The sequence below is a fragment of the Achromobacter sp. ACRQX genome (genome assembly GCF_022346505.1).
Lineage (GTDB): Bacteria > Pseudomonadota > Gammaproteobacteria > Burkholderiales > Burkholderiaceae_B > Achromobacter > Achromobacter animicus.
The window spans coordinates 73,513-89,670 of sequence record NZ_JAKRML010000002.1 but is presented as its reverse complement, the minus strand read 5'-3'; the positions used below and the strand labels follow the sequence as shown (position 1 = coordinate 89,670).

13 protein-coding genes and 3 tRNA genes are annotated in these 16,158 nt (G+C 64.9%); 10 read left to right on the top strand and 6 right to left on the bottom strand.

What is annotated here, in order from left to right:
- Nucleotides 1-1,491, top strand: coding sequence for a phosphatidylserine/phosphatidylglycerophosphate/cardiolipin synthase family protein (locus MHZ91_RS02120; protein WP_239212137.1), 1,491 nt, complete (start codon nt 1-3; stop codon nt 1,489-1,491).
- A 58-nt stretch (nt 1,492-1,549) separates the two neighbouring features.
- Here MHZ91_RS02120 and MHZ91_RS02115 read toward each other — a convergent pair whose 3' ends face one another.
- From MHZ91_RS02115 to MHZ91_RS02100, 4 genes are all read right to left on the bottom strand, one after another.
- Complete coding sequence (locus tag MHZ91_RS02115) at nt 1,550-3,217, bottom strand: FMN-binding glutamate synthase family protein (RefSeq protein ID WP_239212122.1); 1,668 nt, start codon at nt 3,215-3,217, stop codon at nt 1,550-1,552.
- A 200-nt stretch (nt 3,218-3,417) separates the two neighbouring features.
- On the bottom strand, nt 3,418-4,641 hold the full coding sequence (locus tag MHZ91_RS02110) for a YeeE/YedE family protein (protein ID WP_239212119.1): 1,224 nt from the start codon (nt 4,639-4,641) through the stop codon (nt 3,418-3,420).
- Nucleotides 4,642-4,790: 149 nt separating this feature from the next.
- Nucleotides 4,791-5,735 (bottom strand): AEC family transporter, encoded by a 945-nt coding sequence (locus MHZ91_RS02105; protein WP_175184388.1) that lies wholly within the window; start codon nt 5,733-5,735, stop codon nt 4,791-4,793.
- A gap of 33 nt (nt 5,736-5,768) precedes the next feature.
- Nucleotides 5,769-6,671, bottom strand: coding sequence for a DMT family transporter (locus MHZ91_RS02100; protein WP_175124587.1), 903 nt, complete (start codon nt 6,669-6,671; stop codon nt 5,769-5,771).
- 119 nt (nt 6,672-6,790) lie between these two features.
- Between MHZ91_RS02100 and MHZ91_RS02095 the strand changes: the two genes are divergently transcribed.
- Nucleotides 6,791-7,234 (top strand): GNAT family N-acetyltransferase, encoded by a 444-nt coding sequence (locus MHZ91_RS02095; RefSeq protein WP_175124586.1) that lies wholly within the window; start codon nt 6,791-6,793, stop codon nt 7,232-7,234.
- Nucleotides 7,235-7,464: 230 nt separating this feature from the next.
- Here the strand turns inward: MHZ91_RS02095 and MHZ91_RS02090 are convergent.
- Nucleotides 7,465-7,549 (bottom strand) — tRNA-Leu (locus MHZ91_RS02090).
- 161 nt (nt 7,550-7,710) lie between these two features.
- Here MHZ91_RS02090 and MHZ91_RS02085 point away from each other — a divergent pair.
- Nucleotides 7,711-8,322 (top strand): tRNA-uridine aminocarboxypropyltransferase, encoded by a 612-nt coding sequence (locus MHZ91_RS02085; RefSeq protein WP_175124585.1) that lies wholly within the window; start codon nt 7,711-7,713, stop codon nt 8,320-8,322.
- Between the two features lie 164 nt (nt 8,323-8,486).
- Here MHZ91_RS02085 and MHZ91_RS02080 read toward each other — a convergent pair.
- A tRNA-Leu gene (locus MHZ91_RS02080) sits at nt 8,487-8,571 on the bottom strand.
- Nucleotides 8,572-8,802: 231 nt separating this feature from the next.
- Here MHZ91_RS02080 and rnr point away from each other — a divergent pair.
- The 7 genes from rnr (at nt 8,803) to MHZ91_RS02045 (ending at nt 16,158) form a co-directional block, all read left to right on the top strand.
- Entirely contained in the window at nt 8,803-11,268 is a 2,466-nt protein-coding gene (rnr, locus tag MHZ91_RS02075) for a ribonuclease R (RefSeq protein ID WP_175124584.1), read from the top strand.
- A 137-nt stretch (nt 11,269-11,405) separates the two neighbouring features.
- The gene (gene rlmB / locus MHZ91_RS02070; protein ID WP_239212115.1) at nt 11,406-12,143 is read left to right on the top strand and encodes a 23S rRNA (guanosine(2251)-2'-O)-methyltransferase RlmB; all 738 of its coding nucleotides are present in this window, start codon (nt 11,406-11,408) and stop codon (nt 12,141-12,143) included.
- Between the two features lie 45 nt (nt 12,144-12,188).
- On the top strand, nt 12,189-13,433 hold the full coding sequence (locus MHZ91_RS02065) for a cystathionine gamma-synthase family protein (protein WP_175124727.1): 1,245 nt from the start codon (nt 12,189-12,191) through the stop codon (nt 13,431-13,433).
- 57 nt (nt 13,434-13,490) lie between these two features.
- A complete protein-coding gene (locus MHZ91_RS02060; protein ID WP_175138754.1) occupies nt 13,491-14,171 on the top strand; it encodes a Fe2+-dependent dioxygenase in 681 nt (226 codons plus the stop codon).
- A 354-nt stretch (nt 14,172-14,525) separates the two neighbouring features.
- Complete coding sequence (locus MHZ91_RS02055) at nt 14,526-14,798, top strand: HU family DNA-binding protein (protein ID WP_003812968.1); 273 nt, start codon at nt 14,526-14,528, stop codon at nt 14,796-14,798.
- Between the two features lie 145 nt (nt 14,799-14,943).
- Nucleotides 14,944-15,019 (top strand) — tRNA-Val (locus tag MHZ91_RS02050).
- A 326-nt stretch (nt 15,020-15,345) separates the two neighbouring features.
- Nucleotides 15,346-16,158 carry an energy transducer TonB gene (locus tag MHZ91_RS02045; protein ID WP_175124581.1) on the top strand — a complete coding sequence of 271 codons (813 nt, stop codon included), beginning with the start codon at nt 15,346-15,348 and terminating at the stop codon, nt 16,156-16,158.

Sequence of the window (16,158 nt, the reverse complement as noted above, 5' to 3'; positions counted from 1 at the left end):
ATGAGCCCATTACCGGCCGAGAGCCGGGGTGGGCCGCACAATACCTGGCACAAACTGACGGTCGACGCGCGCCGGTGGGCGCGCGCCGTGCTGTTTGCGTGCGTCGCGTCCGTGCTCGCCGCCTGCGCCAGCGTCCCCGACGCGCAGGAACGGCACGCGCGCGCCTCGCAGGCGGGCCTGTCCGCGGATGCCGCGCAGGACAGTTACCGTCGCGGGCAAGGCATTGCTGCGGACCCTCAAACACCGAAGGACGACTTCCTTGCCAGGCACCTGGCAGTTGAACAGGCGGTCAGCGGCGCGCCGCTGGTCAAAGGCAACCGCGTGCGTCTGCTGGCCGACGGCCCCAGCACGTACAAGGCGATGCTGCAGTCCATTGGCCAGGCGCGCCGCTACGTCCACATGGAAACCTACATCTTCGACGACGACGCCGAAGGCCAGCGCTTTGCCGAGGCGTTGATCGCGGCGCGCAACCGGGGCGCCGAGGTCTCATTGATGGTGGACGCGGTCGGGACGATCAAGACGCCCGATGCGTTGTTCCAGCGGATGCGCGATGCGGGCGTTCAGGTGGCCGTCTTCAATCCCGTCAATCCGGTCAACGCCCGGGCTGGCTGGTCGCCGAACCAGCGCAATCACCGCAAGGTGCTGGTCGTTGACGGCAAGGTGGGCTACCTGGGCGGCATCAACGTCAGCAGCGTGTACGAGTCGTCGTCGTTCTCCGGCGAGGGCGGCTCGGGCTCGGGCGGCGGCTCGGGGGGCGGCTCCGGCGATAAGGCGGGCGACCCGCCGGAAGACGCCGATTCCGCGCCCTGGCGCGACACGCATCTGCGCATCGAAGGCCCGGCGGTCGCCGAACTGGAGCAGGTGTTGCAGGCGGGTTGGGCGTCGCAGGCGAAGGAGCCCATCAAGGGCGGCGATTCGCAGGTCGCGCCGCCCGTCGGCAACACCACGGTCCGCATCCTGGCCAACCAGCCCGATCGCAGCGACGGCTATACGGTCTATCTGACGCTGATGTCCGCGTTCGAAAGTGCGCAGAAATCCATCCACATCACGATGGCGTACTTCGTGCCGGACCCTGCGTTCATCGAGGTGTTGCAGTCGGCGGCGCGGCGGGGCGTGGACGTGGTGCTGGTGCTGCCGGGATTCAGCGATTCGTCACTGGTGTTCCACGCGGGGCGGTCGCACTACACCGATCTGCTGCGTGCCGGCGTGAAGATCTACGAACGGCGTGACGCGCTGCTGCACGCGAAGACGGCGGTGGTCGACGGCGTCTGGTCGACCGTCGGTTCCAGCAACATGGATTGGCGCAGCTTTGCGCTGAACTATGAGATCAACGCGGTGGTGCTGGGCCCCGAGTTCGCGGCCGAGATGGAAGCGCTGTTCCAGCGCGATGTGGCCGATGCCGTGCAGATCACGCCCGAGGCCTGGAAGGAGCGCGGCCTGGACGACCGCTTCATGGAGTCGTTCTCGCGCATGTTCGAGCGCTGGCTGTAGCGAACGCGGCAGGCGGGCTTGGCGCGATGTGCTGCGACAGGCCCGCCCGCCGCGCCGCTCAGGAATTGCCGGCTGCGGCGGCCTGGGCGGCGTGCTCGCGCGCGAGCGCGGTGGTGATGTCGTGCGTGGGCTGGAACGACTGCGCCTGCGCCATCGCCCAGCCTGCGCGAAAGACCTGATGCCGGAATTCACCGCGCAGCAGTTCGCCGGGCGCCAGTTCCGGAAACAGCGCGGACAGAAGGCGGATCTCGCTGGGCGAGATGCGGCGCGCGATATGGTGCGGACGCAGTTGGCCTGGGTGGGTGAGGCCTGCCGCGGCCAGCAGTTCGGCAAGCGCGTGCAGCGTGTTCTTGTGGAAGTTCGCCACGCGCTGCGCCTTGTCCGGCACGACCAGCGCGCGTTGCCGCAACGGATCCTGCGTGGTGACGCCGGTGGGGCACTTGCCGGTGTGGCAGGCCTGGGCCTGGATGCAGCCGATGGCGAACATGAAGCCGCGCGCGGCGTTGCACCAGTCCGCGCCCATCGCCATCACGCGCGCCATGTCGAAGGCGGTGATGATCTTGCCCGACGCGCCGAGTTTGATGCGGTCGCGCAGGTTCACGCCGATCAGTGTGTTGTGCACCAGGCGCAGCGCCTCGCGCAGCGGCGTGCCGACGTGATCCACGAATTCGACGGGCGCCGCGCCCGTGCCGCCTTCCGCGCCGTCCACCACGATGAAGTCGGGCGTGATGCCGGTTTCCAGCATGGCCTTGACGATGGCGAACCATTCCCAGGGATGCCCCACGCAGAACTTGAAGCCGACCGGCTTGCCGCCCGAAAGCTCGCGCAGGCGCGCTACGAACTTCATGAGGCCGATGGGGCTGTCGAACGCGGAATGGCTGGCCGGCGAGTTGCAGTCCTGCCAGGGCGCCACGCCGCGCGCTTCGGCGATCTCGATCGTCACCTTGCCCGCCGGCAGGATGCCGCCGTGGCCCGGCTTGGCGCCTTGCGACAGCTTGATCTCGATCATCTTGACCTGCGGCGTACAGGCGTTGCGCACGAAGGCTTCTTCCGAGAACGCGCCGTGCTCGTCGCGGCACCCGAAGTAGCCCGAACCGATGTTCCACACCAGGCTGCCGCCGGGCTGGCGATGGTAGCGGCTGATGCCGCCTTCGCCCGTGTCGTGCGCGAAGTCGCCTTGCCGTGCGCCTTCGTTCAGGGCCAGCACCGCGTTGGCCGACAGCGCGCCAAAGCTCATGGCCGATACGTTGAACACCGACATGGAATAAGGCTGCGTGCAATCAGGCCCGCCGACGGTCACGCGAAAGTCGGTGTCGTTGATGTGTGAGGGCGACATGGAATGGTTGATCCATTCGTAGCGGTCGCCGTAGACGTCTTCCTGGGTGCCGAAGGGGCGCTTGTCGATCTCGCGCTTGGCGCGCTGATACACGATGGAGCGTTGCGCGCGCGAGAACGGCGAGGCCTGCGTGTCGTCTTCCAGGAAATACTGGCGGATCTCGGGGCGGATGAATTCGAACAGAAAGCGCAGGTTGCCCAGCACCGGATAGTTGCGGCGAATGGCGTGGCGCGGCTGGATCAGGTCGTACACGCCCAATGCGCCCAGCAGCGCCAGCGGCACTGCTGCGGCAAGCCACCACAAGGATGCGGTGGCGGCCAGGACGGCGGTGATCACCGCGCCGGCCAATGTCAGGAAAAAGGCCGTGAAGCGGCCGGCTATCCAGTTCATGTGCATCTCCGTATTTCGGAATGGAGCCACCATACACCAGCGCGGCCGTCTGGCGGATGAATGGCGCGCCCCACATGCGCGTGGTGCCGCGGGTCTCGCGCAGCCATGCGGCGCGCCGAAACCCGCATGGTTGCTGGCGTTACGGCGAGCCAAAAAAAATGGCCTCCTGCATCAGGAGGCCATTGTTGGAACACAGTTTCTCAGCAACTGGACGCCGAGGGCGTCTTCTCGACGGCCAGGCCGAACAGCGGACGCAGGCGCACGCCCAGCGCGCTGCCGGCGAAGGCGGCAGGCAGCCACAGCCAGGCATGCAGGCTGCCCGACAGGATGCCGCTGAAGTAGGCGCCGATGTTGCAGCCGAAGGCCAGGCGCGCACCGTAGCCGAGCAGCAGGCCGCCGATTACCGCACCGGCGAGCGAACGCGCCGGCACCTTCCAGACGGGCGCGAACTTGCCCGCCGCGCTGGCGGCGGCCAGTGCGCCCAGCATGAGGCCGATGTCCATGACGGTCGTGACGTCCTGGCGCAGCGGTGCGGCCAGGGACGGCTGCTTGGTCCAATAGGCCCAGGTGGCGACGTCGCCGCCCACCGCATCCAGCGCCTTGGCGCCCCACAACGCGAATGCCGACGTGATGCCCCACGGGCGACCGGCCAGCGCCAACGTCGCGAAGTTCAGCACGACCAGCGCCACGCCGCCCCAGATGAGCGGCCACGGGCCCTGCAGCAACGAGGCCGGGCGAGCGGTGCGCGATGCAAAGGAAATGACGTGGCCGTGGCGGCGCTTTTCCAGCACGGTGGCGATCCATGCGATCAGGGCAAAGACGGCCAGGTTGGCGAGGATGGCGGGCGCCAGGCCCCAGGTCTTGATGAGCGAGGTGGGCGCCAGCGCGGGCAGGCTGGACCACCAGCCGAAGTTGGCTGTGGCGATGACCGAACCGACGATGAAGAACAGCAGCGTGACCACCATGCGGGTGTTGCCACCGCCTACCGCGAAGAGGGTGCCCGACGCGCAGCCGCCGCCCAATTGCATGCCGATGCCGAACAGGAACGCGCCCAGCACGACCGACACGCCCGGGGGCGACACGAAGCCGTTGACCGGCTGGCCGAAGAGCGTGCCGGCGGCCAGGAAGGGGAAGAACAGCAGCACGCCCGCGGCCAGCATCAGCATCTGCGCGCGCAGGCCCGCGCCGCGGCGGTCCGACACGAACACGCGCCAGGCTTGCGTGAAGCCAAACGAGGCGTGGTACAGCGTGACGCCGAGCAGCGCGCCGATCACCCAGAGTGCGCCTTGGCGCCAGCTGACGGTCTGGTTGAGATACAGCGCGCCGGCCAGCACCAGCAGCAGCGCGATCCACAGCGGCTTGCGGTTGATCTGGATGGGCGGCAGGGCCGGGGACAGGGGCAGGGAGGAAGCGTTGGCGCTCATGGGCAATCCCGAGGATCAAGACGTAAATGCAAACGGGTGCGTAGTCGCACCCGTGGAAATAGCCATCAGTCTAGTCCTGTCGTTAAATTTCTCAAACGAAGGAATTGTGCTTTAACGATAACTGCAGGTTATATAAAGTGCTCGCGCGTTCACGAGACGGGATGCGCGCTGATCCACGCCACAAGCAGACTGACCGTCAGCACCGACGCCACGGTGCTCACGAGAATGGCGCGCGACGTGACGCGGGCATCGCGCCCATACATCTTGGCCAGCATGAAGGGGCCGGTGCCGATGGGCAACGCGCTCATCAGAACCGCAGTCCAGGCCCACAGCGGCGGCATCGAGAACACGTAGAAGGCCAGCACCGCCGTCGCGGCCGGCTGCAGCAGCAGCTTGCCCAGCACCAGGCGCAACACGCCGGGACCGGAACTGGCGGTTTCGGTCTGCGCGAGAAAAAGGCCGATGGTCACCAGCGCGCACGGGCTGGCCGATGCGCCCAGCAAGGCCACATAGCGGTCGACGCCTTCGGGCAACGCCACGCCGGTGGCGGCCCACGCAAGACCCAGAACCGGGGCGGCGAGCAGCGGGTTGCGTACCAGCGCGCGACCCACCTTGAGCAGCGTCGCGGGTAGATTGGGTGTCTGCTGGCGGTCGAACTCGATCAGCGCGATGGCAAAGCCGAAGAGCACACTGGCGGTCAGCAAGGTGGTGAACGTGGCGGGCGCCAGGCTGTCGGCGCCCAGCAGCGCAAGGCATAGCGGAATGCCCATGTAGCCGGCGTTGGCGTAGGACGCCGCCAGGCCTTCGATGCTGCGGTCGGTCAGCGACTGTGGTCCGCGCTTGCGCGGCAGGAAGGACACAAGGAACGTGATGGCGACGCCGCCCGCGAACGCGCCAACGAATCCCCAGTGGGCCATGTGCGCCAGATCCACCTGCGTCATGGCGCGGAACAGCAGCGCGGGCAAGGACAGGTACACCACGTAGCGGTTCAGTGCGTCGGTCGCGTTGGTGCCCAGGATGCGCCAGCGGGCGGCCAGCCACCCGGTCAATATCAACGCAAAGACCGGCAGGGCGGCGGTGACGACGGCGTTCATGGGCGAGGGCGCGAAGGCGGAAAGGCGCTCATTCTACTTGCCGCCGTCGCCGGTCTTACCGGTTTTGCGCGTGACCAGCAGGATGCCCAGCGCGGCCAGCGCCATGCCGGGCCAGGCCAGCGGCGGGATGGGTTCGCGCAGGATCAGCAGCGCGATGATCGCCGTGCAGGGTGGCACCAGGAAAAACAGCGCGGACACGCGCGATGCTTCGCCGTGGCGGATCATGGCCAGCAGCAAGGTAATGGCGACGAGTGAATTGCCGACCACCAGATACGCCAGCGAACCCAGCAACGGGCCCGTCCAGTCGATGTGCATCGGTTCCAGCCAAAATGCCAGCGGCGCGGACACGGCAAGTCCGACGCCGTACTGGACAAAGTTGGACGCGACCGGATGGATCTGGGCGCCGAAGCGCTTTTCGTAGAGCGTGCCGCCGGTCAGGCACAGCAAGGCCCCGACCGCGAAAGTGAGTCCCAATGGCGCCAGCACATCGATCGAGGCCTTGGCCACGATCACCAGCGCGGCGCCCGTCACGCCCAGCGCCAATCCGGCCCAGCGCCGCGCGTCGACGCGTTCATGCGCGAGGGCCGGCGCCAGCAGTCCGATCAATATGGGTTGAAGTGAAGTGATGAGGGCCACCCCGCCCGCCGACATGCCCTGCTTGAGCGACAGGTAGGTGAAGCAGAAGTAGCCGGCCTGCAACAGCAAACCGACCATGGCCAGATGACCCCATGCGCTGGCGCGGGTGGGGAGCGGCGGGCGAAGGGCGAGCAGCAGGGGGGTCAGGATCAGCAGCACACAGGCGTAGCGCAGCGCCAGAAACGTGAGCGGATCGGCGTAGGCCAGGCCCACCTTCAATACGACGAAGCCGCTGGACCACAGCACGAGAAAGAGCGCGGGTGCGGCTTTCAACCAGGCAGGGGGTGCGGCAGGCGTCATGGCGGACCAGGGGCGGCAAGGGCAAGCCGCGATCGTACCCCTTTTCGCGCGTTCTTCATCCCTGCCAAAATGCGGCGTAGGATTCGGTTATTCATTTGCTGCAACGTAGGGGGAAGGACATGTCGGCCAATAGACAAACAACGGTGCGTATCGCGCTGGGGACCTGGGATCGTTTGCGCGACGATGCATATTCGGTGCGCCATGCGGTGTTCGTGGTCGAGCAGAACGTACCGCCGGAAATCGAGATGGACGACGACGATGCCGTGTCCGTGCATGCCGTTGCTTACGGGCCCGATGGCACGCCGATGGGCACGGGGCGTCTCTTGCCCGACGGTCACATCGGCCGAATGGCGGTTCACAAGCGGGCGCGCGGCATGGGCGTGGGCGGACAGTTGCTTGATGCGCTGATCGGCCAGGGCCACGGCGACGGCCATCGCATGCTGGTGCTGCATGCGCAGACGCATGCCGCAGGCTTTTACGAGGCGCATGGCTTCAAGGCCGAGGGCGAGGAATTTGTCGAGGCCGGCATTCCGCACGTGGTGATGACGCGCACGTTGAAGTAGGGCGCTGCACGACCATGCACCGCAGCCGATGGGCTGCGGTGCAGTCCGCGAACAGCGAACTAACGGGCCTGCGAAACAACGAACCGCGCCAAAGAGCCGTGCCAAAGAGCCGTGCCAAAGAACCGCGCACGCAAAACAAAAACGCGCGCACAAAGCAAAAACCCCGAACGCTTTCGCATTCGGGGTTTTTCTTTTGGCGCATCACGACAGGTACCTCGTGATGTAGTAATTGGTGCCCAGGAGAGGACTCGAACCTCCACACCTTGCGGCACACGGACCTGAACCGTGCGCGTCTACCAATTCCGCCACCTGGGCGCTGTTGCTTCACATGTTGCGTCGCTTTCGCTTCGTTTCGTGTTCAGCAGCAGAGGAACGAGATTATGCACACTTTTTTTGATGTGTGCAAGTCGTGCTGCTTTTTTTTCACTTTTTTTTGGGCGGGCCGCGAACAGGCCGCTTTCGATATAGTGTCGCCCATGTCTCGAGCCCTCTGTACGCGCTGCCTGCGCCCGCTGTCGCATTGCCTTTGCGCGTTGATTCCATCGTTGTCTTGCCGTACCCGCGTGGTGGTGCTGCAGCATCCCAGCGAAGCGCGCCACGCGTTGAACACGGCGCGCCTTGCGGTGCTGGGACTGGCGGGGGCGCGCCGTGTGGTGGGCGAGTACTTTTCGGAGTCTGATTGGGCAGTGCCGGATCATGCGCCGCGCCTGCTGTTTCCCGGAGAGGGCGCCGAGGTGCTGACGCCGGGTTATGGCCAGGACCTGGGCATGCCCGTCCGGCTGATCGTGCCGGACGGCACATGGGGGCATGCGCGCAAGCTGCTGCACATCAATCCGGCGCTTGCCGCGCTGCCTCGCGTGATGCTGCCGCCGGGGTTGACGACACGCTATCGGGTGCGCCACGCCGACGTGGCAGGCGCGCTGTCCACCATCGAAGCGGTGACGCACGCACTGAACGCCATCGAGGCGCCGCGCAACTTTGACGCGCTGCTTGCACCGTTCGAGGCATTGATCGATGGGCAGATCGACGGCATGGGCGCCGATCTTTATGCGCGTCATCATTTGAATCGCAAGGTGCCCTGGCGATAACCGAAGCGAGGGCGGTGCGGCGCTGATATCTGGCGCGCGCAGATTCCGGCAAGCGATCACAGAAAGAAAACACAAAAGCAAAAGCCCCGGAAACCTTTCGATTTCCGGGGCCTTTTAGCCTTATTTCACCAAGCCAGTTGAAAACTGCCTTGATTAGAATTCCGTGGTGCCCAGGAGAGGACTCGAACCTCCACACCTTGCGGCACACGGACCTGAACCGTGCGCGTCTACCAATTCCGCCACCTGGGCACTGAAAGATACTGTCAGAACTATGTGCTACGCTGCGTTCCAGTCACTTGGGTTGGTTTTAAGCGTTGACCTAATCAGCCAGCTTTGAACTAATCCATGCGTCTGAGTGCAGTTGGTTTTACAATCGGTTTTTTCAAACCCGGTTTTTTAAACCGTTCTGACCATTTCTGCTTCAGTGTTCAGCCTTGGGCGAACCACAGAAGCTGCGCATTATATACGGAAAATTTAGCTTTGGCAAAACGATCGAATAACGAATCCAATAAGAACAGATCAACACCCTTGCCCGAAGCGCCGCCGGACTTCGACCCTGATGTTCCGTCCCGTGAAGCCATCCTGACAGCGCTGCGCGCCGCGGGTTCGCCGTTGTCTCCGGCAGAGCTGGCTGAGCGTATGGGCGTCGAGCGCGAGGCGACGTTGGTGGGGTTTGAACGCCGCCTGGGCGCCATGGAGCGCGACGGGCAGTTGCTGCCCAACCGCAAGGGGGTGCTGCTGCTGGCGACCAAGCTCGACTTCGTGGCGGGCAAGGTGCTGGGTCATCGCGACGGCTTCGGTTTCCTGCTGCGCGACGACGGCGGTCCGGATCTGTTCCTGTCCCCTCGCGAAATGCTCAAGGTGCTGCATGGCGACCGCGTGCTGGTCAAGCCGGGCGGCGAATACCGGGGCAAGCCGGAAGGCACCATCGTCGAAGTCATCGAGCGCCGCACCAACAAGCTGGTGGGGCGCTTTCTGCACGAACATGGTCTGTCCATCGTCGTGCCCGAAGATCAGCGCATCAAGCACGACATCCTGATTCCGCCCAGCGACACCAATGGCGCCCAGCACGGGCAGGTGGTCGCGGTGGAAATCATGGCGCAGCCCACGCGCCATACGCAGCCGCTGGGCCGCGTGGCCGAGGTGCTGGGCGAGATCGACGATCCCGGCATGGAAATCGAAATTGCCGTGCGCAAGTTCGATGTGCCGGTCGACTTCACTGATGGCGCCTTGAAGCAGGCCGCGCGCCTGCCCGACACGGTCCGCAAATCCGACCTGAAAGACCGGGTCGATCTGCGCGACGTGCCGCTTATCACCATCGACGGCGAAGACGCCCGCGATTTCGACGACGCGGTGTATTGCGAGCCGGTGGAGCTGGGCACGGGCCAGCGCAAGCGTCCGGGGTGGCGCCTGTTGGTGGCCATTGCCGACGTCAGCCATTACGTGCGTCCGGGCGATGCGCTGGACGACGATGCGATCGAACGCGGCACCAGCGTGTATTTCCCGCGCCGGGTCATTCCGATGCTGCCCGAGTCGCTGTCCAACGGTCTGTGTTCGCTGAATCCGGACGTCGACCGCCTGGTGCTGGTGTGCGACATGGTCATTCCGGCCAGCGGCGCCAAGGCCGGCACGGTCACGGCGTACCAGTTCTACAACGCGGTCATGCACTCGCACGCCCGCACCACCTACACGAACATCTGGGCGGCCCTGCAGCAGCCGGGCGGGCCGGCCGCGCATGCGATGCGCAGCGTGATGCCGCAGGTCCAGCATCTGTACGAGCTTTTCCAGCTGCTGTCGCAAGGCCGCAAGAAGCGCGGCGCCATTGATTTCGATACTGTCGAAACCAAGATCGTCTGCAACGAGCTGGGCCGCATCGAACAGATCGTGCCGTCCGTGCGCAACGACGCGCACAAGCTCATCGAAGAGTGCATGTTGGCCGCCAACACCTGCGCGGCGGACTTCATGACGCGCAGCAAGCATCCCGGCCTGTACCGCATCCACGAAGGCCCCACGCCGGAACGCCTGCAATCGCTGCGCGAATTCCTGCGCACGATGGGGCTGTCGCTGGGCGGGGGCGACACGCCCACCGCCAAGGACTACGGCGATTTCCTGGATTCCGTGCGCGGGCGCCCCGACTACCAGCTGCTGCAGACCATGTGCCTGCGCTCGATGCAGCAGGCGGTGTACAGCCCCGACAACATGGGTCACTTCGGCCTGTCCTATCCGGGCTACAGCCACTTCACCTCGCCGATCCGCCGGTATCCCGACCTGCTCACGCACCGCGTGATCAAGGCGCTGCTGGCGGGGCAGCGGTATGTGCCCAGTCTGGACGACCACGCCGTCGTCATCGGCCGCACGCAGCGCGAACACGAACACGCCATCTGGGAAAAGATGGGTCTGGTGCTATCGGCCAGCGAGCGCCGCGCCGACGAGGCCTCGCGCGATGTCGAGGCCTGGCTCAAGTGCTGGTTCGTCAAGGAGCGCGTGGGCGAAGACTTCAGCGGCACAGTCACCGGCGTGGCAAGCTTCGGCATCTTCGTCACCCTGGATACGCTGCATGTCGAGGGCCTGGTGCACGTCTCGGAGCTGGGCGGCGAGTACTTCCAGTTCAACGACGCCTTGCACGAACTGCGCGGCGAACGCACCGGCATGCGCTACCGCCTGACGGACAAGGTGCAGGTGCAGGTGTCCCGCGTGGACCTGGAAGCGCGCCGCATCGAGTTCCGGCTGGTGCAGGGCACGAGTTTCGACGCGCTGCGCAAGGCGGCGGCGCGCGGGCCCGATGAGCCCATGCGCCGCGTCAAGAAGGCCGCGTCCCCCAAGCCCGCGGGCCTGAAGGGGCAGACTGCCAAGGAACGGCGCGCCGCGGCCAAAAAGGCCAGCAAGCCGCCCAAGGCCACTCAGCGGGCCGCGCCCGCCAAGAAGGCCACCCGCAAGCGCCACTGAGCGGCGGCGCGGATCCTTATGGCCATGCCGTCGTTTGGCGGTGTGGCTGTAAGGGGTAACATTGCGGTTATTGCCGGTCCTGTCCGGTGGCCCGCCCCCTCTGGGGCGGGTATTCGTTTATCTAAAGGTATTGCTTTATGGCGTCGACCCAAGTCCTGGCCGGGTTTCACGCGGTTGTCGCGCGGCTGCGCCACGCGCCCGAGTCGATCAAGGAAATCTACGTCGAGGCCTCGCGCCGCGACAAGCGCATGCAGACGTTCATCGAGCAGGCCGAGCGGGCTGGCTGCCGTCTGCACCCGGTTCCCATGGAGCGCCTGGACGGCCTGTCGCGCGGCACCCGTCACCAGGGCGTCGTGGCGCTGGCCGAAGAGCGCCAGTTGGCGGTGGATGTCGACGAAGTGCTCGACGTGATCGAAGGGCCGCCACTGCTGCTGATTCTTGATGGCGTGACCGACCCCCACAATCTGGGCGCGTGCCTGCGTACCGCCGACGCGGCGGGCGTGCACGCGGTGATCGCGCCGCGTGATCGCGCGGTTGGACTGAACGCCACCGTGCAGCGCGTTGCGTGCGGCGCGGCGGATACGGTTCCGTATTTGATGGTGACCAACCTGGCGCGCACCATGCGCAGCCTGAAGGATCGCGGCGTGTGGCTCGTCGGCACGGACGATCAGGCCACCGACAGCATGCACAAGATCGACGCGCGCCAGCCGATGGCCTGGGTCATGGGCGCCGAAGGCGAGGGCATGCGCCGCCTCACGCGTGAAACCTGCGATCAGCTCGTCAACATCCCGATGCTGGGTTCGGTGGAAAGCCTGAACGTCAGCGTCGCCAGCGCCGTCTGCCTGTACGAGACCGTGCGCCAGCGCCAATCGTGATCCGTCTAATCCTGTAGATACCCTTCTTTCTTGCGTCTGCCCATCATGCACCAGAACGGCTTTACCACCACGATCCTCCATTCCGACCGCAATCAATCCGTCGAGCACGGAGCGGTGCACAAGCCGATGCATCCGTCGTCCGAGTTTGCCTACGACGACGCGCGCGAGCTGGCTGCCGTGTTCCAGGGCAAGGCGGGCTTCACGTATGCGCGCCAGGGCACGCCGACCACGACCGCGCTGGAAGCCAAGATCAGCCAGATGGAAGGCGGCAAGGGCACGGTCAGTTTCTCGACCGGCATGGCTGCGCTGGCCGCCATCTTCACCACGCTGCTGCGCCGGGGCGACCACCTGGTGTCCAGCCAGTTCGTGTTCGGCAACACCAACAGCCTGTTCGGCACGCTGCAGGAACTGGGCGTGGAGATCACCTTTGTCGACGCGACGGATTCGTCGCAGGTGCGCGCCGCGATCCAGCCGAACACGCGCATGGTCTTTACCGAAACCATCGCCAACCCGGGCACGCAGGTGGCCGACCTGGCCGTGATCGGTGAGATCTGCCGCGAAAAGGGGCTGGTCTATGTGGTGGACAACACGCTGACCTCGCCGTGGATGTTCCGGCCTGCTTCCGTGGGCGCATCGCTGGTGATGAACTCGCTGTCCAAGTACATCGGCGGGCATGGCAACGCGCTGGGCGGCGCCGTGACCGACACGGGCCTGTATGACTGGGCCGGCAACGAGAATATCTACGAGGCCTATCGCAAGGGGGCGTCGACCGGTTGGGGCCTCACGCAGATCAAGAAAAAGGGCCTGCGCGACATGGGCGGCACGTTGGCCGCCGAGCCGGCGCACCGCATTGCGGTGGGCGCCGAGACGCTGGCGCTGCGCATGGCCAAGCACTGCGCCAATGCGCTGGCGCTGGCGCGCTTTCTGGAAGAGCACCCGGGCGTCGCGAAGGTGCATTACCCGGGCCTTGCAAGCCATCCGCAACACGCGCGCGCCGCGGCGCTCTTCGGCTCGCGGTTCGGCGGTCTGCTGGGCGTCGAGCTGGCAGATGGCGTCGATTGCTTCGACTTCCTGAATCGGCTGCGTGTCGTGCTGATGGCGACGCACCTGGGTGACACGCGCAGTCTGGCGCTGCCGGCCGCCCACACCATCTATTACGAGATGGGCGCGGAGCGCCGCCAGCAGATGGGCATTGCGGACAGCCTGATTCGCGTGTCGGTGGGCATCGAAGACGAAGCCGATTTGCTGTTTGATTTCGATCAGGCGCTCAATGGTTGCCTGAAGGGATAATGCGGCAGGCGCGGCTTCCGCCAGGGCCGCGCCGGCAACGCAATCGGGTAGGAACCCATGCTTATACAGATCGCAGAAGTCTTCACGCCGCAAGAGGCGGCCGACATCCGCCAGCGGCTGGATGCCGCGGACTGGGTAGACGGCAAGGTCACCGCCGGCCATCAATCGGGGCAGGTCAAGCACAACCGGCAATTGCCCGAACAGCATCCCCTGGCGCAAGAGCTCGGCACGCTGATCCTGCAGCGCCTGTCGGGCAACAATCTCTTCATGTCGGCTGCGTTGCCGCGCAAGATCTTCCCGCCGCTGTTCAATCGCTACGAAGGCGGCGAGGCCTTCGGCTATCACGTCGACAACGCCGTGCGCGGCATCGCGGGTTCACCGGAGCGCGTGCGCACCGACCTGTCCGCGACGCTGTTCTTCTCGGATCCCGACAGCTACGACGGCGGCGAGCTCGTCATCGACGACACCTATGGTCCGCGCGCCGTGAAGCTGCCGGCGGGGCACATGGTGCTGTACCCGGGCACCAGCCTGCACAAGGTCAATCCCGTGACGCGCGGCGCGCGCGTCAGTTCGTTCTTCTGGATGCAAAGCCTGGTGCGCGAAGACAGCCAGCGCGCATTGCTGCTGGACATGGACGTGGCTATCCAGCGCTTGAACCAGGATGTGGCGGGGCATGCGTCGATCGTGCAGCTCACCGGCATTTATCACAATCTGCTGCGTCGCTGGGCCGACGTTTGATGAAGCTTAAAGTGTTTATTTGGGGTGTCGTGCAAACCCCGAAATTCGCGTTTTTGTTTATTGCGAAAACGGCTAAAAGCTAGTATTGACGCGGGTTGCGGTCAGGTTTTCTCTTGACAGCCGCTCTACGCCAAGGCCTAATACACCTCTGCGTCGCTGACGGTTTGCAGGCAAAAAGCCAGCAAATCCTAAGCGGCGCAGCAGTTTAAAAGTTGTGCTTTGCAGCGCAAGAAAAAAGTTTATCCACTGTCTGTTCGTCGTTTGCCTGGTCTCGCGTCCATTTGTGGCATCCATCCTGACGGCCATGAACTCCGCCCCCCGGCAGACTCCACACCTTGTGAGGGGTACACCTGCATGAACAAAACCGAACTCATCGATCACATCGCCAGCAAGGCCGATATCTCCAAGGCTGCTGCCGGCCGTTCGCTCGACGCCCTGATCGGTGCCGTGAAGACCACGCTGAAGAAGGGCGGTACGGTCACGCTGGTCGGTTTCGGCACGTTTGCCGTGTCGGCTCGCGCCGCGCGCACTGGCCGTAACCCGCGCACCGGCGAAACCATCAAGATCAAGAAGGCCAAGGTGCCGAAGTTCCGTCCGGGCAAGGCCCTGAAGGACGCCGTCAACTGATTGACGGCAGCGGATCGCAAGGCGCCTGGCGCTGCGATTTGCCCACAAGTACGCGGTCCGGTATACTCCGGCCCGCGTATTGCTTTTGAGTACCCCAAATTGGTAATTCCCGCGTGTTAATCGCGCCGGGCAATTGCACTGAAATGGGTGCTTAGCTCAGTTGGTAGAGCGGCGCCTTTACACGGCGTAGGTCACAGGTTCGACCCCTGTAGCACCCACCAGAAGCACACGATCCCGGTTGGGCAGGCACACCGCGCCTCGTTCCGGATCCGCATCTAACCCGCACACGGCGACGTGGCGGGTTTTTTGTTTTTCCGGTGGGCGTTTTCAGTGCCGCTACGCGCGAGCGTCCGCCTTTTTTCGTAAGCGTTTATTGATTCCGCTTTGATCTCCATCAGCGGTGTTACGCTGTTCCATTCGAAATACAACGTGCGAATCATTCGCATTTAAGATACTATGTCGGGCTTGTACCGGTCAGCCGGCGTCGCCGTTTTGTGCGCGTCATTTCTCTGGCTGGCCGGAAAAGTCAATGCACCCTGGCTGATTCATGCCTAGTCTTCAACCCGGTTGGAATTCTTCTTCGCGGTCTTCTTTTGGTATACGCGCAGGCGCTGGCCTGGCGGTCGTCGCGCTTCATGCAGCGGTGATCGGCGCCATCTTCATGGCGCCGGAAAGTCGTCCTGAATTGGAGGAACCCGAGGCAATCATGGTGAGCGTGGTGGATGCCCCCATCCCCCAGATCGCCAAAGCCGAACCCACTCCCGAAGTGCCGCAGCCGGTGACCGAGACGCCGCCCGAGCCTGAACCCGAGATCGAGCCCGAACCCGAGCCCGAACCCGAGTTAAAGCCCGAGCCGGAGCCGGAACCCGAGCCCGAACCGGTGGTGGAAAAGCCGCCGATGCCGGCGCCCAAGCCGCCTCCGCCCAAACCCAAGCCAAAGCCCAAGCCAAAGCCCAAGCAGGAAGTCAAACCCGAGCCCAAGCCTGAAACGCCGCCGCAGCCGACGCCGCCCAGTGGTGCGCCCGAAGGCACGCAGGCGCCGCAGGGCCCGACGCAGGGACCACCACCCGATCAGCCCGTGCTGGTCTCGAGCATCGAGTTCCAGGGTGCGCGTCCGATGCCCAACTATCCGATGGCGTCGCGCCGCATGCGGGAAGAGGGCCGGGTCGTGGTGCTGGTGGAAATCAATACCCAGGGCTTGGTCGAGCGGGCAACCATCGATGCTTCGTCGGGCTTTCCGCGCCTGGACGAATCGGCGCTGGCAGCCGCCCGCAAAGGCCGCTTCAAGCCGTATACCCGTAATGGCGTGGCTTATCCCGCCAAAGCAAAAATTCCGTTCGATTTCGTAATGAGGAACTGA

Coding starts and splice junctions, on each gene's coding strand:
- MHZ91_RS02120 (WP_239212137.1), top strand. CDS start 1: ATGAGCCCATTACCGGCCGAGAGCCGGGGTGGGCCGCACAATACCTGG.
- MHZ91_RS02115 (WP_239212122.1), bottom strand. CDS start 3,217: ATGAACTGGATAGCCGGCCGCTTCACGGCCTTTTTCCTGACATTGGCC.
- MHZ91_RS02110 (WP_239212119.1), bottom strand. CDS start 4,641: ATGAGCGCCAACGCTTCCTCCCTGCCCCTGTCCCCGGCCCTGCCGCCC.
- MHZ91_RS02105 (WP_175184388.1), bottom strand. CDS start 5,735: ATGAACGCCGTCGTCACCGCCGCCCTGCCGGTCTTTGCGTTGATATTG.
- MHZ91_RS02100 (WP_175124587.1), bottom strand. CDS start 6,671: ATGACGCCTGCCGCACCCCCTGCCTGGTTGAAAGCCGCACCCGCGCTC.
- MHZ91_RS02095 (WP_175124586.1), top strand. CDS start 6,791: ATGTCGGCCAATAGACAAACAACGGTGCGTATCGCGCTGGGGACCTGG.
- MHZ91_RS02085 (WP_175124585.1), top strand. CDS start 7,711: ATGTCTCGAGCCCTCTGTACGCGCTGCCTGCGCCCGCTGTCGCATTGC.
- rlmB (WP_239212115.1), top strand. CDS start 11,406: ATGGCGTCGACCCAAGTCCTGGCCGGGTTTCACGCGGTTGTCGCGCGG.
- MHZ91_RS02065 (WP_175124727.1), top strand. CDS start 12,189: ATGCACCAGAACGGCTTTACCACCACGATCCTCCATTCCGACCGCAAT.
- MHZ91_RS02060 (WP_175138754.1), top strand. CDS start 13,491: ATGCTTATACAGATCGCAGAAGTCTTCACGCCGCAAGAGGCGGCCGAC.
- MHZ91_RS02055 (WP_003812968.1), top strand. CDS start 14,526: ATGAACAAAACCGAACTCATCGATCACATCGCCAGCAAGGCCGATATC.
- MHZ91_RS02045 (WP_175124581.1), top strand. CDS start 15,346: ATGCCTAGTCTTCAACCCGGTTGGAATTCTTCTTCGCGGTCTTCTTTT.